General features: G+C 52.0%; 20 protein-coding genes. 13 read left to right on the forward strand and 7 right to left on the reverse strand.

Annotated features, from left to right (window positions below):
• The 6 genes from A9165_RS04470 to A9165_RS04490 all read left to right on the forward strand — a co-directional run.
• Positions 1-415: hypothetical protein (locus A9165_RS04470; protein ID WP_255365640.1), on the forward strand; the 415-nt coding region annotated here is incomplete at its 5' end.
• A gap of 103 nt (positions 416-518) precedes the next feature.
• On the forward strand, positions 519-1469 hold the full coding sequence (locus tag A9165_RS04475) for a DUF5655 domain-containing protein (protein ID WP_008608330.1): 951 nt from the start codon (positions 519-521) through the stop codon (positions 1467-1469).
• A 481-nt stretch (positions 1470-1950) separates the two neighbouring features.
• Positions 1951-2361 (forward strand): PaaI family thioesterase, encoded by a 411-nt coding sequence (locus A9165_RS04480; protein ID WP_008983330.1) that lies wholly within the window; start codon positions 1951-1953, stop codon positions 2359-2361.
• 93 nt (positions 2362-2454) lie between these two features.
• Positions 2455-2622: a hypothetical protein gene (locus tag A9165_RS16875; protein ID WP_176714593.1), complete on the forward strand. Its 168-nt coding sequence runs from the start codon at positions 2455-2457 to the stop codon at positions 2620-2622.
• Positions 2623-2677: 55 nt separating this feature from the next.
• The gene (locus tag A9165_RS04485; RefSeq protein ID WP_255365643.1) at positions 2678-4363 is read left to right on the forward strand and encodes a diguanylate cyclase; all 1686 of its coding nucleotides are present in this window, start codon (positions 2678-2680) and stop codon (positions 4361-4363) included.
• Positions 4364-4507: 144 nt separating this feature from the next.
• Positions 4508-5056, forward strand: coding sequence for a hypothetical protein (locus A9165_RS04490; RefSeq protein WP_065955058.1), 549 nt, complete (start codon positions 4508-4510; stop codon positions 5054-5056).
• Between the two features lie 24 nt (positions 5057-5080).
• Here A9165_RS04490 and A9165_RS04495 read toward each other — a convergent pair whose 3' ends face one another.
• The 3 genes from A9165_RS04495 to sbcB form a co-directional block, all read right to left on the reverse strand.
• Positions 5081-5557, reverse strand: coding sequence for a DUF6644 family protein (locus tag A9165_RS04495; protein ID WP_065955059.1), 477 nt, complete (start codon positions 5555-5557; stop codon positions 5081-5083).
• A 3-nt stretch (positions 5558-5560) separates the two neighbouring features.
• Positions 5561-5944, reverse strand: coding sequence for a hypothetical protein (locus A9165_RS04500; RefSeq protein WP_008608346.1), 384 nt, complete (start codon positions 5942-5944; stop codon positions 5561-5563).
• A 109-nt stretch (positions 5945-6053) separates the two neighbouring features.
• Positions 6054-7487, reverse strand: coding sequence for an exodeoxyribonuclease I (gene sbcB, locus A9165_RS04505; RefSeq protein WP_065955060.1), 1434 nt, complete (start codon positions 7485-7487; stop codon positions 6054-6056).
• A gap of 224 nt (positions 7488-7711) precedes the next feature.
• Between sbcB and A9165_RS04510 the strand changes: the two genes are divergently transcribed.
• Positions 7712-9259, forward strand: coding sequence for a PAS domain-containing methyl-accepting chemotaxis protein (locus A9165_RS04510; RefSeq protein ID WP_008608348.1), 1548 nt, complete (start codon positions 7712-7714; stop codon positions 9257-9259).
• A 26-nt stretch (positions 9260-9285) separates the two neighbouring features.
• On the forward strand, positions 9286-11628 hold the full coding sequence (locus tag A9165_RS04515; protein WP_065955061.1) for a bifunctional diguanylate cyclase/phosphodiesterase: 2343 nt from the start codon (positions 9286-9288) through the stop codon (positions 11626-11628).
• Here the strand turns inward: A9165_RS04515 and A9165_RS04520 are convergent.
• Entirely contained in the window at positions 11537-12496 is a 960-nt protein-coding gene (locus tag A9165_RS04520) for a LysR family transcriptional regulator (RefSeq protein ID WP_065955062.1), read from the reverse strand. The two genes, A9165_RS04515 and A9165_RS04520, sit on opposite strands and share 92 nt — an antisense overlap.
• Before the next feature lie 117 nt (positions 12497-12613).
• Between A9165_RS04520 and A9165_RS04525 the strand changes: the two genes are divergently transcribed.
• Entirely contained in the window at positions 12614-13537 is a 924-nt protein-coding gene (locus A9165_RS04525; RefSeq protein WP_008608350.1) for a sodium-dependent bicarbonate transport family permease, read from the forward strand.
• Here the strand turns inward: A9165_RS04525 and A9165_RS04530 are convergent.
• Positions 13534-14988 (reverse strand): YdiU family protein, encoded by a 1455-nt coding sequence (locus A9165_RS04530; protein WP_065955063.1) that lies wholly within the window; start codon positions 14986-14988, stop codon positions 13534-13536. The genes A9165_RS04525 and A9165_RS04530 overlap by 4 nt on opposite strands.
• 77 nt (positions 14989-15065) lie before the next feature.
• Entirely contained in the window at positions 15066-15917 is an 852-nt protein-coding gene (locus tag A9165_RS04535) for a MurR/RpiR family transcriptional regulator (protein ID WP_008608352.1), read from the reverse strand.
• 162 nt (positions 15918-16079) lie between these two features.
• Between A9165_RS04535 and A9165_RS04540 the strand changes: the two genes are divergently transcribed.
• The 4 genes from A9165_RS04540 to A9165_RS04555 all read left to right on the forward strand — a co-directional run bounded on the left by A9165_RS04540 (position 16080) and on the right by A9165_RS04555 (position 19229).
• On the forward strand, positions 16080-16790 hold the full coding sequence (locus tag A9165_RS04540) for a hypothetical protein (RefSeq protein ID WP_039925328.1): 711 nt from the start codon (positions 16080-16082) through the stop codon (positions 16788-16790).
• 74 nt (positions 16791-16864) lie between these two features.
• Entirely contained in the window at positions 16865-17710 is an 846-nt protein-coding gene (locus A9165_RS04545; protein WP_065955064.1) for a DUF4394 domain-containing protein, read from the forward strand.
• Positions 17700-18314 (forward strand): methylamine utilization protein, encoded by a 615-nt coding sequence (locus A9165_RS04550; RefSeq protein ID WP_065955065.1) that lies wholly within the window; start codon positions 17700-17702, stop codon positions 18312-18314. The genes A9165_RS04545 and A9165_RS04550 overlap by 11 nt, the downstream gene beginning before the upstream one ends.
• 117 nt (positions 18315-18431) lie before the next feature.
• Entirely contained in the window at positions 18432-19229 is a 798-nt protein-coding gene (locus A9165_RS04555) for a hypothetical protein (RefSeq protein ID WP_065955066.1), read from the forward strand.
• Between the two features lie 60 nt (positions 19230-19289).
• On the opposite strand, the gene katG is transcribed toward A9165_RS04555, so the two are convergent.
• Positions 19290-21476: a catalase/peroxidase HPI gene (gene katG, locus A9165_RS04560; protein WP_065955067.1), complete on the reverse strand. Its 2187-nt coding sequence runs from the start codon at positions 21474-21476 to the stop codon at positions 19290-19292.
• Positions 21477-21524 lie beyond the last annotated feature (48 nt).

Genomic DNA, 21524 nt, shown 5'->3' on the forward strand with positions numbered 1-21524 from the left:
AAACACTCATGCGGGAGCCCTGATAACAATACGCAGCACTCGCTCCCTTCGGTCGCTGGGACGCCAACCCGCTGCGCGGCTTGTCGCCCGTGTGCTATGCGTTATAGCTTTTCAAGGGATATTCATGTTTGGCACCAAACTGAAGCATAAAATTTTTTCTAGTGTATTATTTTTGTTTGCTGCAATAGTTTTTATAGGTATAGCGCTAAGTGTTTCTGAGCATAGAGCAGTGTCTTTCGGCAATGTTTCAAGTTTCGGTGCTGCATTGGTGCTTTTATCTTTCGCATTAATTCCTGAGTTTGTCTTTTCAAACAAATTAAGAAAGCAAACCCAAATGGATAAAATCTCACAAAAGATTTTTTTTATTGGTATGTTGATAGTTGTTATAGGGTTTATTGGTAAATTCGCGCTATAACAAACGCCTTAAACAACGCGGCCTACGGCCGCTGGACTCGCAACAAGTTGCTCGCCGTTTAGGCGTGCGTTAGAAGCCAAAGAAACTACGGAGTAATCATCAAGTGCCGATTTTTGATATTTCAGGGGATAGACTATCTGCCGTAGAGCAGAAGAACTTCGCCCTGGAAAAGGACTTACAGACGCTGATTGAGAAAAATCTCGAAACCGTTTTCAATTGTAGGTTTGTTGCCAGCGAATTTTCAACGGGTGCTCAGCACGCTGGTCGAATTGATAGCTTGGCTTTGTCTGAGGAAGATAACCCTGTCATCATCGAATACAAGAAAGTCGAGTCATCTGAACTTATCAACCAAAGTCTTTTCTATCTGCACTGGATTCAAGACCACAAAGGCGATTTCGAGATTGCGGTTCAAAAGCGACTTGGAAGTGGCGTCAAAGTTGATTGGTCAGATGTCAGAGTAATCTGTATAGCTCCCAACTATAAAAAATATGACTTGCACGCTGTGCAAGTGATGGGTGCAAATATAGAGCTGTGGAAATACCGCTTGTTCTCCAACGATTCAATATATCTTGAGGAGGTTTTTCACTCTACAAAGTCGGCGGCTTCCTCTGTCGCAACCATGCCAGCAGAGAACGGATACAAAAACCCTGTCATGGTCGAGGCGGGCAAGAAGGCAGCTCTTACTCGCGCCACAGCGACCTATACATTTGATGAAAGACTTGACGGCAAAAGCGAAGATATTCGCGAGCTAACAGCATCGATCCGTGAGTTCATCCTCGGCCTAGATGAATCTATTGAAGAAGTGCCGAAAAAATTCTACGTTGCTTACAAAATCTCCCAGAACATCGCGTGTATGGAAGTCAAAGGTAAGAACATCAAATTGTTCTTAAAGCTCAAGCCGTCCGACGTTCCAGAGGGCACCAAAAACTATAGAGATGTAACATCAATAGGTCATTACGGTACTGGTGATGTTGAGTTTACTGTGTCTTCGGAAGCGGATTTTGAGCCGGTTAAAGAATTTATAGCAATGGCGTATAACAAGGTTGGTGGCTAATGGCTTCTAACAATCGCAGACACAGCGACGGCTTTTTCATTGCGGCTGCGCCTCCATTACAAAGCCGCGCGTGCTGCGGGCGTTATAGCGTGCGAATTGTTTTTGAACGTGCATCGTAGAAATTCTCTGCCAAGCAAATACTTTTAAGCTTTATCGTGATTTTCAAAGGGCGCTGTGTCGTTCCGGTGCTAATAGAAATTCAGCACAAAACGCACTTCGCATTACGGGTTGCCACTAAGTTAGTTTGCGGTGAATAATCGCAGTTGTATTTTTAATCGGTAGCTTCGGTTAGCTTTTCGCAGAAACGCAGTTTCTAAAAGCTCAAACCATCGCTGCCATAACAAGGCGCAGCAACACGCCACTGCGTGGCTGGACAGTTTGTAAGTCGCGCTTATGTGGTTTTGCTTCGCAAAAGTATTCCACAACGCGCGCCTTACAAACTGCCGTTGTGCTTGGCGTTAGCTTTCGCCGGAGTCCAAACATGGTTTCCAAAGAAGAAATTACAGAGTTCTTAAAAACGGAGTTTCCTCAAACAAAGTGTACGGTCGAGGAGATCGGTTCGCGTGGCGCTACGGTTAGGCATCGTATCGGTTTTGAAGAACTCCGTCCTGGCGGTACGGTCTCCGGTCCCGTATTGATGGCAGTTGCCGATGTGGCACTCTACGTAGCTATCCTGGGTGAAATAGGTTTGGTGCCGCTTGCTGTAACGACCAGTCTCAACATTAATTTCCTGCGTAAGCCGTCTTCCGATCGGGATATTATCGGGCGTTGCTCATTATTAAAGATAGGAAAGAGCCTTGTGGTCGGAGAGGTATTTTTATATTCGGAAGGTCTTGCTGAACCGGTGGCGCACGTTGTTGCTACTTATTCGGTACCGGTATCAAAAAGCTAACAAGTAAAGGCAGCGGAAAACCAAAAGCTCCGCTCTGCTACACTTTTGTTTTCCGCTGCTTTAAGCGTTATGTTTTCTAGGGAGGTTTGCGACATGTTTGGAAATCTGTTTTTTCTAATTATTGGATTGGTCGCTATTTTTGTTGGTATAAGAAATAGTGATGTAGTACTTATTTTATGTGGTGTTGTTAGTTCGCTGGGTGCTGTGGGGACTTTTTATTTTTTTAAAACAGGAAAAAGTCCTGGTCAGCAAGAGAAGTAGGCGCTATTAAATCGGCCGTCAACCTTATCAGGCTTTAGCTGCGATTGAGCAAGTATTGGGCCAGACAGATCTGACGATTGAGCGGCGCGCCTGGCTGGGAGCTGCGCGCGCTCAAGCTAAACGCATGCTTGGTCAGGAAAAAACCGAGCTACCACTTGCTTTAGAGGCGGCGCAGGCACTGCCGGCCGATCATCCGGCATTATTGCATCTACAGATTGCTCATCTTTACGGTGGCGGCTTGCGCGCCTCAGTTGACGAAACCCTCGATCGGCTGCTACCGCAGCTTGCCTTATTGCCTGTCAATCAACCGACCTCGCTTTGTCTGAAAATTCGTCTTGCCTCTGTTATGGCCGACATCGAAGCACTTAATGGCGAAACCTTTGAATTGGCTTCAAATGCTTACCGGAGCGCTGATAATGAGTCGCTGGCCTGGATGCGTGCCGAAGCAGCATCAGTGCTGGGGCAGATTGCCCTGAGAACAGATGGTGACTACGGTCGGGCGCTGAGCGAAGAGGCGCTGCGTTACTTCGAGGCTCAGCAAATGCACGATATGGTTGCCAATGAGTTATATATGAGTGCGTTTTCCTGGTGGAAGCAACGGGATAGCCAATCGCTGAAAAACGCCGAACAGCTCTTTCGCCGCTCTGCCGAAGCGGCACAACGGGCCGATAATCCTTTTGGTGTGGCCTATGCCGAAGCCGGGCTTTGTGGTGTGCTGGAGCAGCAGGGACGGGTGGCAGAGGCTCTGCTAAGCTGCCGCGCCAGCTTGCCTAAACTAAAGGGTATTCGGCATATCACCGAGTACAGCACTAACGTGAATTATGCGGCGGCGCTGCTGGCGAATAAAGAGCCGGGGCAAGCCATGGTGATACTTGAATCGTTAGCAAAGGACTGGCCAGAATGGGACGTCGGTTATCATGGCTATCGGTATTACTTTATCAGAGGGCAAACTTATGCCGCTTTGGATCATTACGAAGCTGCGGTGTCAGATCTTAATGTCGCCTTAAGCGAACTGTTGGAGTTTGGCGATAACAGTTGGGCACGTAATAACAGACTGGTACAGGCGCGGTTTCGTGTAGAACAGCTGGCACAAAGTCTGGAGCGCAAAACTCTGGAAGCAGCAGAAAAGGATCGCCGCCACCGCTTGCTCGTGGTCAGTGGTGTTATAGTGACGCTGCTGCTTAGCGTTATCGTGATGATGCTGCTGCGACACCGGCGTTTTTACCGGCGGATGGCCTTTACTGATCCCTTAACCGGCTTGGCAAACCGCCGCTACACAGAGGCACGGGCACAGGAGGCCTTTGTGCATGCGAAAGCCCGGCAACAGCCGCTCTTTATTGCACTACTGGATTTGGATCGCTTTAAAACCTGCAACGATCGTTATGGTCATGATGCCGGCGATGAGGCGCTGAAACGTTTCGCTTATGTGGCGAGTAAAATTCTACGTCCGGGGGATATATTCGGCCGTTGGGGAGGCGAGGAATTTTTGCTGGTATTACAGGGCGTTGATCGTGACGAGGCGAATACCATCCTGGAGCGGTTGCGCAGTGCCGCGGCTGCCGAACGATTGAAGCTGGCGCCGGATTATCCATTGCATTTTAGCGCGGGTGTTGTGGGATTACAGCACGATACCGAGCAGCTTGCTGAATTGCTGACTCTGGCAGATCAGGCGCTGTACCAAGCTAAGGAAGCCGGGCGGAATCGGAGTTATTTTGCGAAGGACTACGCAGTTTTAAATTGAAAGTGTTATCACAGTCTTGTCATACTGGCAGTTGGCCATAACACTGATTGCTTTGGCCCTGCACAGCGAATTATTCTCCCGTCGCAGGGCGCGTCATTGTGATTACCCCAAAATAGTAAAGGTTGCCTCTTTTCAGGAGCGGATATGCAAGGTAGCGCAGTAAAAAAATGGACATTGGTGTTGGGTTTTGTGCTCGCCATGGGGAGTGGTATCGTATTTTTCCATCAAAAGCTGATTTCGGCACTGATACTGCCGCAGTATATTGAATGGGCCACTGAGACTGAACTGCTAGGCCTGCAAACTGGCCAGCCGTTGGATGACATACAGTTGGCACTCGCCCGGGAAATTGGTATCAAGAACCCGCAACAGGTGAGGCTGGTCTTTGTTGATCAAGTCCCTTTTCCGTACGATAACCTGCTGTTAAAAACAGTGGGTGAAGCCGTGGGCTTTATCGGCGAGGGTATCGTCAATAATGCTCAGGTATTTGGCTACTCCATTTATGTCCGCGAAGACTACCCGCTTACTACGCCACGTCTGGCCCATGAGCTGGTGCATGTTTTGCAAATTGAACGTTCCAGTTTGCAGCAAGTTATCATACAGCATTTTAGCGATCTGGCGACCTATGGCTATGACAACGCCCCCCTGGAAGTGGAAGCATATCAGGCAAATGAAAAGTATCGTGATGTGTTATAGGCTAGGATTTTAAGTGCTTGCTGTTCAAACAAAAGCAATCCAGCGCCCGGCGAAAAGTATGGTTAGCCAGAGCAGTAGCGAACTGGCGGCGGTGAGCTTAAGACTGTTACTGACTGGCCCGCCACTGCAGGCCTGCTGCCAGGCCCGGCTCAGGTGCACTATTAGTAGGTTAAGCAGTGCCAGGGCCAGTAACAGCATTTTCAGCAAAAAAGCCTGATTACTCAGATATTGCAGGGGTTGCACGCTAAATAACAGCACGCCACTACCGATAGCCAGCAGCAAACCGATGCCCGCCAGCCGGCTAAACAGCTTGAATAAGTCTGATAACGCGCTTTGACGTAGCACTCCGAGTAGCCGCAGATCCAACAGCAGAATATTACCAAGCAGCAGGGCGATGCCCAGAATATGCAGCGCGCTCAGCGCCGGATACGCCAGTGTCGACTGGCGGATAAGGTTAATGAGCGCCAGTTCGGACAGGCTGGTCAGGCTGTTTGCCAGCAAGGCTTAGTCTTCGCGCAGCAGCTGCGGATAAAAGGTATACACCTTCCCATTAATGGTGGCGCGAACTGCTTTGATAATCCGCTCATCCGTTTTTGCCGAGCGATGGCCACGCACCAGCACGGTATCACCGACTGCGGCTTCGCCTTCGACAAAACCGGCATCCCGGGTTTGCCGTGGATTACCCAGGTCGACCTGCCAGGCACCATCCGGGGTGTTGATCATTAAACGCGGATGCGGCGGGCCAATATAGATTTCGGTAATTTCCCCGCTCATCTCGGTTTGCTGCTGTTCGGTCCAGTTCCAGCCGTGGTGGGCTGCGGCGCTTGCAGCCCAGAGTGCGGCAGCGATTAAACTTAACTGGCTGACTTTAGTAAGGGTGGTACGCATCTTTACCTCGTCTCCTTTGCTTTGTTCTCACCTTAGTATACGAAGCAACAGGCACTATGGCGCACAAAAAAGCCGCTTTTGCGACCACCCGACAATCAGATGGGATTTGTTACAGTGCTTCTGCGTAGCGATACAAGGCTTTTAAAATCGCCATTTTCTGCTCATCGGCGCTGTGCTCATGCGCCAGATTTTCCAGTGCCAGGCTAAACTGTTCCAGAGTCAGGTTGGGATTATCCAGGCCGTGCATCAGCTTGTCAGTGCGGTAACGTTGCCATTTTTGCAGCTCGCTATCGGTAAGACTGAGCGGGTAATTACGTGCCCGGTATAAAAAATATAAGCGGTTTAGCCGCTCTTCGCTAAAGATCAGGCTATCGGCGGTTAGGCTGGCCGGATCCAGCTGGTGCAGCTGTTGCATTTTTTGTTTATCGGCGTCGCTGATAAAGCCGTTGTACAGCTGATAATCGGGGTTGGTTTCAGCGCCGTAGTCGCCGGCTTGTTGATACAGCTCGACCACTTTTTGTTGTAACTGGCGATTTTGGCGCAGCCATTCCAGATGGTGCAGGCATTGGTTGCGGTCAATGCCAAGCTCGGTTGCGCGTTCGGCACTCAGGGTTTTCGCATTGGCCAGCACCGGGCATTTATTCAGATGGATCAGTTTTAACCCCAGTCGCTGTTCGCCTTCGGCCAGTTCACTGCTCTTACGGTAGAGTTTTTGTTGCAGTGTAGCCAAATCATCATCCAGCAGCGCTCTGGGGTCGAGCTGCAGGTTATAGCAGATAACCGCGTTCTTATTGCTTGGGTGGTAGGCCAGCGGCACTATCCAGCTGGCACAGCCCTGAGTCGCCGGGAACTTTGAAGAAATATGCACCAAGGGTGTTAAGCCTGCAACGTCAATCAGCTCGGCGACTTTTTGCTTTTTACGCAGTTCAAACAGATAGTGAAACAGTTTAGGTTGTTGCTGTTTAATCAGTTTGGCAATGGCGATGGTGGCGTACACATCAGACAGCGCATCGTGGGCGGCGCTGTGTTCTAAATTATTGGCTTTGGTTAGCAGCTCCAGCTTGAAACTGGGGCTGCCATCATCACGCAGTGGCCAGTTAATACCCTCAGGGCGCAGCGCGTAGCAGGCGCGCACCAAATCAATCAGATCCCAGCGGCTGTTGCCCTGCTGCCATTCCCGGCCGTACACATCATAAAAGTTACGATACAGGCCGTAGCGGGTGACCTCATCGTCAAAGCGCAGGCTGTTATACCCCAGCACGCAGGTATTGGGGGTACTAAAGGCGTTTAGGATCCGCTGCATAAACTCGGTTTCAACTAAGCCTTTTTTATTACAGAGCTGCGGGGTTAAACCGGTGATCAGGGCGGCTGCCGGATGGGGCAGGTAGTCGTTGGCGAGCTGGCAATACCACATCTCGGGCTCGCCAATAATATTCAGTTCATGGTCGGTACGGATACCGGCAAATTGGGCTGGGCGATCTTTTTTCGGATCGGCGCCCCAGGTCTCAAAGTCATAGAAATAAAAGCTTGGCGCTTGGCTCATGGCGGTTCCTGTCCGGAATTTCAGCAGCTTACTAGCAACATCAGATAGCCGCATCATAACCGATAGCCGGCCTGCAGGTACAGTCAGGCGGGAGTCCTCAGCATGGTAAGCCGCAGCTCACTTAATCGGATAAAAAGCGCTGCTACACGCTTTTCTACCTCCAAGGTGGTAAATTGCGCTACAATGTTTGATGTGTTTTTCTAATTATTTAAAGAGCTTACACCATGCGTAAAAACCTGCCTGTTACTAATCAACGCCGTACTTTTGGCCCTGAGGAGCGGTTAATCTCGGTTACCGATACCCGCGGTATTATTGTTGACTGTAATGAGGCTTTTGTCGCGGTAAGTGGCTACAGCAAAGAGGAGCTGCTGGGACAGCCGCATAATCTGGTACGGCATCCGGATATGCCTGCGGCAGCCTATGAAACCATGTGGCGTTACCTGAAGCAGGGTAAAAACTGGATGGGCCTGGTGAAGAACCGCTGTAAAAACGGTGATTATTACTGGGTGGATGCCTATGTGATGCCGATTTTCGAAAAAGGCCAGATCGTGGGTTATGAGTCGGTGCGTTGTGCGCCGAAAGAGCAGGATGTCACCCGCGCTGAACAACTGTATCAACACATCAATCAGGGCAAAGCTGCTGCAAAGCGCTGGTCGGTGGAGGCGGGGCTCGGTTTATTGACGCTGCTGGTCGCTAGCTTAGCGCTGTGGCAAGGCGGTTTAATGGCGCTGGCGTGGGTGCTTGCTGCTGCGACACTGACCTGGGCGCTGTTACAAAAATGGCAGCAGGCCAAACTCTTTAGTGAGCTGGATGCCTTATTACCCGGTGCCTTTGGTGATCGCTTGGCGGTGCTAAGTTATACCGATGATCGTAATGCGGTAGGCAAGTTAAAAGTGAATGTGCTTAGCGAACGCTCGCATTTGCGTGCCATGCTAACCCGGATTGAAAATGCGGCCAGTAGCGTAGCTAAGGACTCACTGCGCGGCTTACAACTGACGCAGGAAGCCAACCAGGAGATTGATCGCCAGCAGGCCGAAACCATGCAGGTGGCCACGGCGATGAATCAAATGACGACGACTATCGCCGAAGTGGCGCACCATGTTACTGATACTGCAGCCCAGGCCGATAAAGCCAACAAATTAGCGGCACGGGGCAATGAAATTGCCGGTACCACCCGCTATTCGATTGAGAAATTACGCGATACGGTCAGCAGTATCGGCCAGTCGGTGACTGAGGTGTCCGATCAAACCGATAAGATTGCCAAGGCGGCACAGTTTATCGAGCAGATTGCCGATCAAACCAATTTACTGGCGTTAAATGCAGCGATAGAAGCGGCTCGCGCCGGCGAACAGGGGCGGGGCTTTGCGGTGGTGGCAGAGGAGGTGCGTAATCTGGCGCAGCGTACTCAGCAATCGACCAAAGAAATTTATGCTATCGTCGCGGAGTTGACGGCGCGGGCGAATAACGCGGTACATGTCGCGCAGTTAGGGGCCCAGGATGCCGAAAATGGTTTACAAAAAGTGCTGGAAAGTGGTGAGATGTTAAGTGGTATCAATGGCGCAGTGAATGAAATTGCCCATATGTCAACCCAGATGGCAGCTGCGGTAGAGCAGCAGGCCCATGTGGCAGACGATATCAACCGTCAGGTTGTCAGCATTTCCACGTTGGCGGGACATAGCACTCAGGCGGCGACGGAAGCGGCCCATACGCTGAGCCAGCTGAAAAAAGTGTCGGATAATCTGGCCGATTTGGTTCATCGGTTTAAACGCTAAACGCAAATCGCAGGCCCGGGGGCTCGATGTTAAGGTCGTTACGTAGTCAGTTAACCTTATTGCTGGTCGGTTTATTGCTGTTGCTGGCTGTATTTACCGGTTATGCCACCCTAAATACTATGCGTAACGACAGTGAGCAGCAAGCACGACAGCTGCTCATGGTTGCCAGTAACGCCGCTGGTCAGACGCTGCAAGTGCGCAGTGATCAGTTAACTGACAGCGTCCGCCTGTTAGCGGCCGACTTTGGCTTTCGTCAGGCCGTGGCCACCGCCGAAGCGGAAACCATCAGCAGTGTTTTAGACAATCATGGCGCCCGGATTAACGCCGATCTGGCGTTTTTATTTACCCCGGATGGCCGGATGCTGGCCAGTACCGCTGCGGTGCAGGATAACGCCGTATTACCCGGTTTATTTGAACAAGCCCGTGCTCAGCAAGGCTCACAGGCCAGCGTGCTTAGCGTGGGAGAGCGTGCCTATCAGTTAGTACTGGTGCCGGTACGGGCGCCGCATATTATTGCCTGGGTTGGTATGGGCTTTAGTGTCGATCAGCAACTGGCCAGCCAAATCGCCGATTTAACCGGGCTGCAGGTGAGTTTTATCAGGCTCAGCGGCGAACGTTTGGTGCTAAGTTCCACGCTTTCGGCAGCGGCCAAACAGCAGCTGGCCGAGCAGCTGCAACATATCATGCTTGATGAACGCGTATTGCCGGAGTTGTTACCCCAGCATATCAGTCAGCTATTTGCGCTTAGTGAAACCCAGCAGTTATGGGGCGTATTGCACTTGCCAAATGCGCAGTGGCTGGCAAATTATCAGGCACTGCGTAATCAGCTGCTACAGATCTTTAGTCTGGGCCTGGCGCTGGCGCTGGTGGTGGCCTTTGTATATACCCGTAGTGTCACCCGGCCATTGGATAAACTGGTGCGCTACGCCAAGGCGATCGGGCGTGGTCAGGAAGTACAGCCGCCGGCGGTAGCCCTAGCTGAAGTGGGCTTGCTGGCAAATACCCTTACCCAGATGCGTGCGGCAATTCAGCAGCGGGAGCGGCAACTACTGGAGCAGGTGGAGCGCGACCCGTTAACCGGGTTAGCAAACCGGCTGGCGGTCGAGAAGCACCTGGCAGCCAGGCTGCAGCAACAGGCGTCGACTTTATTGCTATTAAATATCGCAAAGTTTCGTTACGTAAACGATAGTCTGGGCTATCACAGTGGCGATTTGTTATTGCAACAGCTGGCGCTGCGGCTTAACAATGAAACCACAATCAGTTTTTGTGCCCGGCTGGGGGCTGATGAGTTTTTACTGGTGATCCCCTCCGCGCTGGAAGAGGAGCAGATCAATAGCTTGCTGGTTAATCTGGCGCAACCCTTCGATTTGGCCGGTTCGGCGATTAATCTACAGTTGGTGGCCGGTGTCTATGCCACCACGGCGCTGGCGCAGGATGTCAATGCGATATTGCGGCGGCTGGAAATTGCCCTGGCTAACGCCAAAGCGGACAATCTGCCGCAAGCCTGGTATCGCACCGGGCAGGATGAAAGCCATCAGAGGGAGCTGACCTTGATCCGCGATCTGCCACAGGCGTTAGACAGTGGTCAGTTTTCTGTGGTATTCCAGCCGAAGGTCGATATCGTTGCCCGCCGCTGTCGGGCGGCAGAGGCGTTGATCCGCTGGCAACACCCTACACTGGGTTTTGTCTCACCCATGGAGTTTATTACCCTGGCCGAGCGAACCGGCAATATTAGCCTGATCTCGAACTGGATGTTACAGCAGGTGATCCGGCAACTCGCCAGCTGGCAACAGCTGCACCCGCAAGTGGCAGTGGCAGTAAATTTATCGGCGGCCGATCTGCTGGATGATGCTTTGCCGGCGCGTATTTTGGCCGCACTGGCTGAAGCCGCTGTGCCAGTGAGTGCCTTAACACTGGAAGTGACCGAAAGTGCGGTGATGCAGGATGCCAGCCGGGCTATCGCTAATCTGAAAGTATTAAAGCAGGCCGGGATCAAGCTGGCGATTGATGATTTTGGGACCGGGCAGTCATCACTGGCTTATCTGAAGAATTTGCCGGTACATGAAGTGAAAATCGATCGCGCCTTTATCAAAGATATCGAACACAACCAACAGGATGCGTTGATTGTGCAGGCGACCGCGCAGCTGGCGGGAGGGCTGGGGCTGACCGTTACGGCAGAGGGGCTGGAGAATCATGCCGGTTTAAGCCGGGTATTGGATGCCGGCTGTCAGCAGGTGCAGGGGTATTACTTCGCCAAGCCGCTACCCGCCAAAGATTTTAGCCAGTGGTTGCAGGATTTTGCGACCCAGGGCGAGCGTTTCTTTCCGCCTGCAGTGGATCCAGCCACAGCGCCAACTGCTGCTCAATAAAGCTGCCGAGTTTGACGGCGGCCTGCGGCAAGCGTTTATTACTGTGTCGTACCAGATACCAGTGACTTAGCAGCGGAAAACCGCTTACCCCCAGTACAGACAGCAGATGTTGCTGTCCCTGCAAGGTATGGGCAGATAACAAGGCTACGCCCAGACCTGCCATCACACTAAGCCGGATCGCTTCATTTGACTCCATTTGCATACTATATTTGATTTCAGTGGCCTGGCTACTGAGCCAGCTATCAAAGGTCATACGGGTGGCAGAGCCGGGTTCGCGCAGAATAAAGCGTTCCTCCTGCAGCATCCCAAAACTTAAGCCGCTTTGCCGGCTGGCCCAGTGCCCGGGCGGGGCCACCAGATACAGCGGGTTGGCGACTACGGCCTTGGCTTTAACATTCTCCCCGCCGGGTGGGTGACTAAATAAATACAGGTGATCCTGTTGCTGGGCGAAGCGGTTTAAAATATGGGCCCGGTTGCCGATCTGCAGGTTGATCACCACCCTCGGATAGTCACGGCTAAAGTCGGCCAGCAGTTGTGGCAGCAGATATTGGGCGGTATTGACTACCGCCAGCGAAATGGTGCCGGCATCGCCACGGCGCTGTTGATGTAGCTGCTGATTAAATTCTGATAGCCGTTCATCAATATCCAGCACCGCCTGATACAGCAGTTCACCACTGGCGGTCAGTTGTAAGCGTTGTTGCTGATAATCAAACAGTGGCTCGCCAATGATTTCACTCAGTTTTTTAAGTTGTAATGATACCGTGGGTTGCGTCAGGTGCAGTAAACGGGAAGCGGCGGTAATATTGCCACTTTCGGCAACCTGGCGGAAAACCTGTAATAGCCGGAAACTAAGATGACGGGCGTCCATAGATAATTATCAATAGTGATTTCTTAAATTATTAATTAGCATAAAGGGTAGGTTGCAGGCAAGATCGGCGCCGATATTTACACAACTTAAAACGATAACTAGAACAGGGAGAACTTAATGCCAGATGTGGTTATAGCGTTTTTTGCTTTGGGTTTAATTGCCGGCCTGGTGAAATCCGATCTCAAAGTGCCGGTGTCGATTTATGAAATCCTGTCAATTTTACTGATGTTGGTAATTGGCCTGAAAGGCGGTATGGCGCTACATGGTGAACCCTTGTTGCCGCTGCTGCCGGAGCTGGCGCTAATCGTATTTTGTGGTGCCCTGATCCCACTGCTGCTGTATCCGCTGTTAAGACGCCTGATTAAGCTGGATAGTGCCAACGCTGCCAGTATTGCCGCGCACTATGGCTCCGTTAGTGCGGGTACCTTTGCGGTGGTGCTGGCGGTTGCGATGGCGAATAATCTGGAATTATCCGCCCAGACCACACTGTATCTGGTGCTGCTGGAATTGCCGGCTATCGTGGTAATGCTCTGGCTGTACCGCTTTATTAATGGCACCAAGGCCAATGGTCTGGCAATTTTACATGAAGCCCTGACCAGCCGCGGTGTGCTGCTGCTATTGGGCGGCATGTTGATTGGGGCCTTTTATGGTAATGAGGGCTTATCGGAAATTACCCCGGTATTGCTGGGTGGGTTTAAAACCATGCTGGCGCTGTTTTTACTGGAAATGGGCCTTTGTACGGCCCGGGTCTGTAATCCGTTGCCGTGGAAGCATTGGCGGCTGATGATTTTCGCACTGGTTACCCCCTTGGTGCTGGCCAGTGTCGGACTGCTGGTCGCCGGCATCCTGGGCATGCCAGCGGGTAGTGCCCTGGTGTTTGCGACGCTAATGGCCAGCGCTTCTTATATCGCGGCACCCGCGGCGATCCGGGCCGCCATTCCACAGGCCGATATCGGCCTGTCGATGCTGGCGGCGCTGGGGATCACCTTCCCATTTAATATCTTAATCGGTATTCCACTTTACCAAAGCTGGATCCTTTAGGTACCACAAAAAGTCTGGCAGACGCGCTGTTCCGGGCGTGCTGCCAGGCTGTATGGCTCACCTGCTGCTGATGGCTGATAGGGTTGTTGCCATAGCTGCTGCAACTGTTGGAATAAAGCTAAATCACCATCCTGGCTGACCTGGTCTATCACCTGTTGGATCAGGTGATTGCGTGGGATCAGATAAGGGTTGGCGGTTGCCATAATAGCCTGCGGATCGGCAGTCTGCTGGCTCAGGCGCTGCTGCCATTGCCGCTGCCAGGCACTGTACTGTTGTTTGTCCAGTTGCTGTGTTAAATAGGCACTGTCGCCTTGCCGCAGCGCAAAAAAACTCTGGCTAAAATCAGCCTGGCCAGCGCTCAGTAACGCAAGAAAATCGGCGATCAGCTGATCGTCCGCCTCCTCCTGTGCCGGTGCCGTTAATCCCAACTTGGCCCGAAAGCGCTGCCGGTATGCAGTTTGATAATACTGTGGAAAGGCGTTCAACACCGACATTGCCAGCGCAATCGCCTGCTCTTGATCCGGGTCAATCAGGGACAGCAGGGCTTCGGCCAGCCGGGCCAGGTTCCACTGCGCAACGGCTGGCTGATTCTGATAGGCATAGCGACCCTGTTGATCGATATAACTGTAAACCTGCCGCGGTTGATAGGCTTCCATAAAGGCGCAGGGACCATAGTCTATCGTTTCGCCGCTCAGGCTCATATTATCGGTATTCATGACACCGTGGATAAAACCCAGGCTCATCCAGTGCGCGACCAACTGCGCCTGGCGCTCCGCTACCTGCTGTAACAGTGCCAGATACGGATTATCCTGTTGCCACAGCTGCGGATAGTGACGGTTTATGACATAGTCTGCCAGCGCGGGCAGCGCAGCCGGATCAGGCTGGCTGGCAGCATACTGCATTGTACCGATCCGGATATGACTACTGGCAACCCGGGTTAAGATAGCGCCCGGTAGTGTTTCATCACGGAACACTAACTCACCGCTGCTCACGGCTGCTAACGCCCGGGTGGTGGGTACGCCTAAGCCATACATGGCTTCGCTAACCAGATATTCCCGTAATACCGGACCCAGTGGGGCGCGGCCATCGCCACTGCGTGAAAACGGGGTACGGCCAGCGCCTTTTAGTTGCAGATCGTAAAGCTTACCATCCTTGGCCCGCAGCTCTGCCAGTAGCAGCGCCCGGCCATCGCCTAAGCGGGGAACATAGTTAGCAAATTGGTGGCCAGCATAGGCCTGAGCCAGCGGCAATGTCCAATCGGGTAGGTTGTTACCGCTAAACAGCGCTAAGCCCTCAGCTGTCCGCTGATACTGTTCTGGCAACTTTAGTTCGCTGGCCAGAGTCTGGTTAAATGCCAGCCAGGCCGGGGCTCGCACCGGCGTTGGCGCACAATCGGCGTAGCAGGCAGCAGGCAGGGTTCGGTAGCTATGTTCAACCTGAAATAATGACATAACGGCTCTAAGGCAGTGACAGAATAGTTGAGTAGTTTACTCAGATATTCCCGCTCTGGCTAGGTCGCGTGCATGCTTTAGCGTTTACGGTATTCAGCTACTGCCTGATTTGAGGCTTCGACCATTTTGCGCCCGCGTGCTGAGCTTTGCGTCAGCATAATAAACAGCAGGTCAATGACCAGCTCCTGAGCATTACGTGACAAAATAGACGACAGCCGGGCGGCATTTTCATTGGCGACGGTTTTTAAATTCAGCACTGAGAGTTTCGCTACGGTATTAGGCGCAAAACCGGTCAGGCTCAGCAGCGGAATGCCACGGCTACTGGCATACTGGCTGACGACGATCATCTCCGGTGTTTCACCGGATTCACTGATCACCACCAGTAAATCTTTATTGTTGTAGTGGGCTAAATCAGCCAGTTGGATATGATTATCACTTTCTGCGATGGCTTGTAGCCCCAGTTTGCGTAGCTTCAGGCAAAAATCCTGTGCCACCAGAAAGGAGGCACCTTTACCGGTTAGCATAATGCGTCTGGCTTGGGTCAGCAGTTGACAGCCTTGCTCCATACTGGCCTGATCATTGGCACTAAGGGTATTGGTCAGAACTTCAATTTTACCCGCCAGCAGTTTGCGCGCCATTTCCTGAAAATTATCATTCAGCGCAATATCACCATGCAATTTAATGCTTTTCGGGCTGGCTTGCTGGTGCAGGCTGTCGTTAATTGCAAACTTAAAATCCGGGTAGCCCTTATAACCCAGCTTTTGCGTAAAGCGGACCACTGTAGCCTGACTAACGCCAACGGCCTGTGCCAGTTCCTGTGATGATAATTGACGAATTTGTGCTGAGTTCGCCAGTACATAGTCCGCTATCGCCAGTTCAGCGCTGCGTAAGCGGCTTTTTAGAAGCACAATTTTTTGTAATACGGCCATACCTGGCTCCAAACTGCTGTTATGGTTTGAGTATACGCGTATTGCGGGCAGAAAGACCAGCCGCACGCCCACGCCAAAATGCGGTGCCGGCTAACGTTGCCAAAGGCGGTACTTCTGCATAAAATCGCCGGCCTGGATCTTCAACTCGAAGCGGAGTGCATGGTGAATAAAAATCTACTGACAAATGGGGCGGCTTTGGTGCTGGTACTGGGCGGCGTGCTGCTTGCTCAGCCACTGCTGCTGAGTATCGGTATGTTTGCTTTGGCCGGCGCCATTACCAATACCCTGGCTATCCATATGTTGTTTGAGCGGGTGCCTCTGCTGTATGGCTCAGGTGTGATCCCGGCGCGCTTTGTGGAATTCCGGCAGGGGATCTATCAGTTGGTGATGACCGAGTTTTTTAGCAGTGAAAATATCGACCGCTTTTTAGCGGAGAAAAAACAACAACACAGCCGGGCCTTTGATTTTGAACCGGTAATCAAGCAAACCGATCTCAGTCCGGCCTTTAATGCGCTGGTCAGTGCCGTGGAGCAATCTTCTTTTGGCAGTATGCTGTCGATGTTCGGCGGCAGTGCGATGCTAAAACCCTTACAACAGCCCTTTACTGAAAAATTACAGAGCGCACTGATTGAGATTAGTCAGAGTGAGCAGTTTAACCAGTTGCTGTTGACGCAATTGGACAGCCCGGAGCAATTAGCCGAGCTCAGACAACAAATTGAGCAAATTGTTGAACAGCGGCTGGCTGAGCTGACCCCAGAGCTGGTGAAACAGATTATTCAACGGATGATCCGCGAGCATCTGGGCTGGCTGGTGGTTTGGGGCGGGGTCTTTGGTGGTGTGCTTGGTCTGCTGGCAGGACTGATTAGCCGCTAATCCCTTGCTGAACCGCTGAAATGGCAGTACCGTAGTGTAACTGCCAGTTGGCGTTCTTAAAGCGAGGTACAACCATGACGGTAACAACCAAGACCTGTAGTATTGCAGCAGCGCTATTGTTAAGTCCTCTTTGTTTGCAGGCAATGCCTGAACTGAAAGGCAATGAACAGCTGTGGTTATTAACGGCTGAACAGCAGCTGGTTAAAGTTGCGGCCAAGGCGCCACAACAAGTTATCGAGCAACGTGCCTTGCAGGGACTCTCTGCAGCAGAGCGGTTAATTGGTATTGATTACCGGGTGGCGTACGGCGTGTTGTTTGGTTTATCGAATCAGGGCCAGCTCTATCAGATCAATACGACAGACGGCAGCCTGACTAAAGTTGGTACTGCATTACCCGCCGGCAGTCTGACTGAGGCTGCTTATGGTTTTGATTTTAACCCGGCGGCAGATCGGATCCGGGTTGTTAATGTGCAGGGACAAAATTTACGCCTGCATCCGGAAACCGGCGCGCTGGCCTTTACCGATCCCAAGCTGCATTATGCCGCGGACGACGTCAATGCGGCCAAGCAGCCGGCGATAGTCGCTGCCGCTTATACCTACAATCAGCAAAATGAGAAACTCACTACCAATTACGCTATCGATCTGGCACAAGGCACGCTGGTGACTCAGGGCAGTATTGAAGGCCAGGAGCCAGTAGTTTCACCCAATACCGGTACCCTGTTCACAGTTGGTAGCCTGGGCCTGGCAGCACTTAGCGACGTCGCCTTTGATATCTCCGATCTGCGTAATATTGGCCTGTTGGCAGTCAGCAAACAAGGCGCTGCGGTAAGTAGCCTGTATCAGGTGGATCTCGCCAGTGGTAAAACGCGGTTACTTGGCGAGTTACCGACCACGATAACGGGTATTGCCATTGAACCCTAAGTTACATGCCACCCTAATGACGCTGGCGCTGCTGTTTAGCAGCGTTAGTCTGGCCGCCGGGTTGCAGGTACAGGTGATTGACGAGCAGGGCCAGCCGGTTGCCGGGGCGGTGGTGTTTTTAGAATCCGCTGCTGCCAGTGCGGCGGTAAAGCCTGTCGACGATGCCCGTATTGTGCAAAAGGATAAAACCTTTATCCCGGATGTGCTGGTGATCCCGCGCGGTACCGCCGTGTATTTTCCCAACGAAGATACGGTGCGGCATCATGTGTATTCGTTTTCTGCCATCAAGCCGTTTGAAATTAAGCTTTATGTTGGCACCCCTGCCGCGCCGGTGCTATTCGATCAGAGTGGCGTCGCGGTGCTTGGCTGCAATATTCACGATGAAATGATTGCCTGGGTAGTGGCGCTGGATACGCCTTATTACAGTCGCAGTGACCAGCAGGGAATATCTCGGCTGGAGCAGGTACCGGCCGGATCTTATACCTTGCGGGTTTGGCATAAAGACTTATTAAACGAGCAGGATGTGCCAAGGCTGGCGATAGAAATCGGCCAGCAGCCACAGCAAACGACAGTGCAATTGCCGAAACTGGCACCGGTATTTTAAACCTATTTTATGCCGCCGGTAATACGGCGGTCTTTTCCGCGTCTATACTAGAGCTGGCGTTTTGATGTCGCTTCGGTTGGTAGTTATTATCAGCAATATGCATCAAGGAGAGCCAGTATGTTCATAAGGTCTATCGTGGCGCAGTTTTTCAGCGTCAGTCTTTTTTTTAGTGGGTCGCTGCAGGCTGTACCGAGCGAGCAGTTAGATATTGCCGGTATTAAGCTTGGGATGACCGCATCGGAAGTGAAAACTGCGATCAACGTCTTTGACCCGGCGCTGCGGATTGAAGAAGTTGGCGCAGTATTTAATATCCATGATGGTGCCAGCTCGCTGCAAAGTCCCGAGTTTTTAGATCGGATAGAAGCCTTGCAGGGGAATCAGGGGGCCGTGTTAAAGGTATTCTTCTCCGGTCCGGTGGGCGAGGTGCGGGTAATTGGCGTGGCCCGTAAGGGATTGATCCTGAGCAACCAGCCGGCGTCAGTGCAATTTATGCAGTCGCTTACGGCACGCTATGGTCAACCGACGGCATTTAATCGTAATCAAAAAGATCAGCCGGTATGGGAAGCGCGTGGCAAGATGTCCTGTCTGAAAGCCCGGGATTATAAGAATGAGCCGCAGGTGAATATTGCACCGGGTTTTGGTGAAAGTGTGTTAGTCAATGTCAGTGCGGAGCAGTTCTTTAGCAGCCGGGCCGGCAATAATACTGGTAAGGGATTATTCCCGAAAGAATTTACTGACTGTGGTAGTTACCTGAGTTACTTTTTCCCGGGCGATCCGATCAGTAGCTTTAGTGGCGAACTAATGGATCTGGGTGCGATAGTGCACACAGAACGCAGCCGACAACAATGGGTTGAACAGTTAACGGCAGAAGCGATACAGAAACGGCTATCAAAAGGTCAGGTACCGAAGTTTTAGGCGAGATGCAGATTACGAAACAAGCCGGTCTGGTGACCGGCCTGTTTGGGTAAAGACCACTTATTTCAGATCAAAACGATCGGCATTCATCACTTTTACCCAGGCGTTAACAAAGTCTTGTACAAACTTCTGTTTGTTATCATCTTGGGCATAGACTTCAGCATAAGCGCGCAGAATCGAATTGGAGCCAAACACCAGATCAACCCGGGTCGCGGTCCATTTCACTTTGCCGCTGCTGCGCTCGACAATGTTATAGCTGTTGCGACCGGTCGGTTGCCAGCTGTAGTTCATGTCGGTCAGATTGACGAAGAAATCGTTGCTCAGCACCCCCGGCTTATCGGTAAAGACACCATGCTTGCTGCCACCAAAGTTGGTATCCAATACCCGCATGCCACCGATTAAAGCGGTCATTTCCGGGGCGGTTAAACCCAGTAACTGGGTTTTATCCAGCATCATTTCCTCAGGCTGTACCACATAATCTTTTTTCAGATAATTGCGGTAGGCATCATGTAGCGGCTCCAGCACTTCGAATGACTCAACGTCAGTTTGCGCCTGAGTCGCATCGCCACGGCCCGGTGCAAAAGGTACTGTGATATTCACACCGGCCGCTTTAGCTGCCTGTTCAATCGCCGCCGAGCCACCCAGTACAATCAGATCAGCCAGGCTGACTTTTTTACTCAGGCCAGCTTGAATGCCCTCCAGCGCTTTCAGTACCTTTTGTAACCTTGCTGGCTCATTGGCTTCCCAATCTTTTTGTGGCGCCAGCCGGATGCGGGCACCGTTCGCGCCGCCGCGATAATCTGAACCGCGGAAGGTGCGGGCGCTATCCCAAGCGGTGGCGACCAGTTCACTTACCGTTAAACCGCTGGCCAGAATTTTTGCTTTTAGCTCGCTGATTTCGGCTGCAGTCAGGCTGTAGCTCACGCTGGGTACCGGATCTTGCCAAATCAGTTCTTCTGTTGGCACATCTGGTCCGAGATAACGGCTTCTTGGTCCCAGATCGCGGTGGGTTAATTTAAACCAGGCCCGGGCGAATACATCTTCAAAATAAGCTTGATCTTTGTAGAAGCGCTCAGAAATTTCGCGATATGCCGGATCCATCTTCAATGCCATATCGGCATCGGTCATAATGGGGTTATAGCGAATGGCGCTATCTTCAACATCAACCGGTTTGTCCTGCTCTTTAATATTTACCGGCTCCCACTGCCAGGCACCGGCAGGGCTCTTTTTCAGCTCCCAGTCGTGTTCCAGCAACATTTTAAAGTAGCCGTTATCCCACTTGGTCGGTTCGCTGGTCCAGGCACCTTCAATACCACTGGTAACGGTATCACGGCCAATACCGCGGGTTTTATGGTTCATCCAGCCCAAACCCTGCTCATGCAGCTCAGCGCCTTCTGGTGCCGGCCCCAGGTTTTCGGCGCGACCGTTACCGTGCGCCTTACCGACAGTATGACCACCGGCGGTCAGCGCCACGGTTTCTTCATCGTTCATCGCCATCCGCGCAAAGGTTACACGCATATCGTGAGCGGTTTTTAGCGGATCCGGGTTACCATCGACACCTTCCGGATTGACATAGATCAGACCCATCATTACCGCAGCCAGCGGGTTCTCTAAATCGCGCTCACCAGAATAGCGGCTGCCTTCGCTACCGGATTTGGCCAGCCATTCTTTTTCGCTGCCCCAATAGGTGTCTTTTTCCGGATGCCAGATGTCCTCACGACCACCGGCAAAGCCAAAGGTTTTAAAGCCCATCGATTCATAAGCCATATTACCAGCCAGGATCATCAGATCGGCCCAGGAGATTTTGTTACCGTATTTTTTCTTGATGGGCCACAGCAGACGGCGGGCTTTATCCAGGTTGCCGTTATCCGGCCAGCTATTAAGAGGGGCAAAACGTTGGTTGCCAGTACCGGCACCGCCACGACCATCCGCTACACGATAGCTACCGGCACTGTGCCAAGCCATCCGAATCATCAGGCCACCATAATGGCCCCAGTCTGCCGGCCACCAGCTTTGGCTTTGCGTCATCAGCGCTTTCAGATCGTTTTTAACGGCTTGCAGATCCAGCTTGGCAAACTCGGCGGCATAGTTAAAGTCGGCACCAAGCGGGTTGGACTTGGTGTCATGTTGGTGCAGAATGTCAAGGTTCAATGTTTTCGGCCACCAGGCCATCACATTGTCGCTGCTACTGGTATTGGCGCCGTGTGCGATAGGGCACTTGCCACTGGAGGGGGTGTTCTTGTCCATGGGTCACTCCTGTTTTGGTTATTGCAAAGGGTACGACGCGCGATACGT

Source organism: Alishewanella sp. HH-ZS (genome assembly GCF_001704375.1).
Classification (GTDB): domain Bacteria; phylum Pseudomonadota; class Gammaproteobacteria; order Enterobacterales; family Alteromonadaceae; genus Alishewanella; species Alishewanella aestuarii.

What these genes read in the sequence shown, in the direction of transcription:
- A9165_RS04555 (WP_065955066.1), top strand. Translation starts at nt 18,432, where the DNA reads ATGTTCATAAGGTCTATCGTGGCGCAGTTTTTCAGCGTCAGTCTTTTT.
- A9165_RS04500 (WP_008608346.1), bottom strand. Translation starts at nt 5,944, where the DNA reads ATGCGTACCACCCTTACTAAAGTCAGCCAGTTAAGTTTAATCGCTGCC.
- A9165_RS04515 (WP_065955061.1), top strand. Translation starts at nt 9,286, where the DNA reads ATGTTAAGGTCGTTACGTAGTCAGTTAACCTTATTGCTGGTCGGTTTA.
- A9165_RS04530 (WP_065955063.1), bottom strand. Translation starts at nt 14,988, where the DNA reads ATGTCATTATTTCAGGTTGAACATAGCTACCGAACCCTGCCTGCTGCC.
- A9165_RS04525 (WP_008608350.1), top strand. Translation starts at nt 12,614, where the DNA reads ATGCCAGATGTGGTTATAGCGTTTTTTGCTTTGGGTTTAATTGCCGGC.
- A9165_RS04545 (WP_065955064.1), top strand. Translation starts at nt 16,865, where the DNA reads ATGACGGTAACAACCAAGACCTGTAGTATTGCAGCAGCGCTATTGTTA.
- katG (WP_065955067.1), bottom strand. Translation starts at nt 21,476, where the DNA reads ATGGACAAGAACACCCCCTCCAGTGGCAAGTGCCCTATCGCACACGGC.
- A9165_RS16875 (WP_176714593.1), top strand. Translation starts at nt 2,455, where the DNA reads ATGTTTGGAAATCTGTTTTTTCTAATTATTGGATTGGTCGCTATTTTT.
- A9165_RS04490 (WP_065955058.1), top strand. Translation starts at nt 4,508, where the DNA reads ATGCAAGGTAGCGCAGTAAAAAAATGGACATTGGTGTTGGGTTTTGTG.
- A9165_RS04520 (WP_065955062.1), bottom strand. Translation starts at nt 12,496, where the DNA reads ATGGACGCCCGTCATCTTAGTTTCCGGCTATTACAGGTTTTCCGCCAG.
- A9165_RS04510 (WP_008608348.1), top strand. Translation starts at nt 7,712, where the DNA reads ATGCGTAAAAACCTGCCTGTTACTAATCAACGCCGTACTTTTGGCCCT.
- A9165_RS04535 (WP_008608352.1), bottom strand. Translation starts at nt 15,917, where the DNA reads ATGGCCGTATTACAAAAAATTGTGCTTCTAAAAAGCCGCTTACGCAGC.
- A9165_RS04480 (WP_008983330.1), top strand. Translation starts at nt 1,951, where the DNA reads ATGGTTTCCAAAGAAGAAATTACAGAGTTCTTAAAAACGGAGTTTCCT.
- sbcB (WP_065955060.1), bottom strand. Translation starts at nt 7,487, where the DNA reads ATGAGCCAAGCGCCAAGCTTTTATTTCTATGACTTTGAGACCTGGGGC.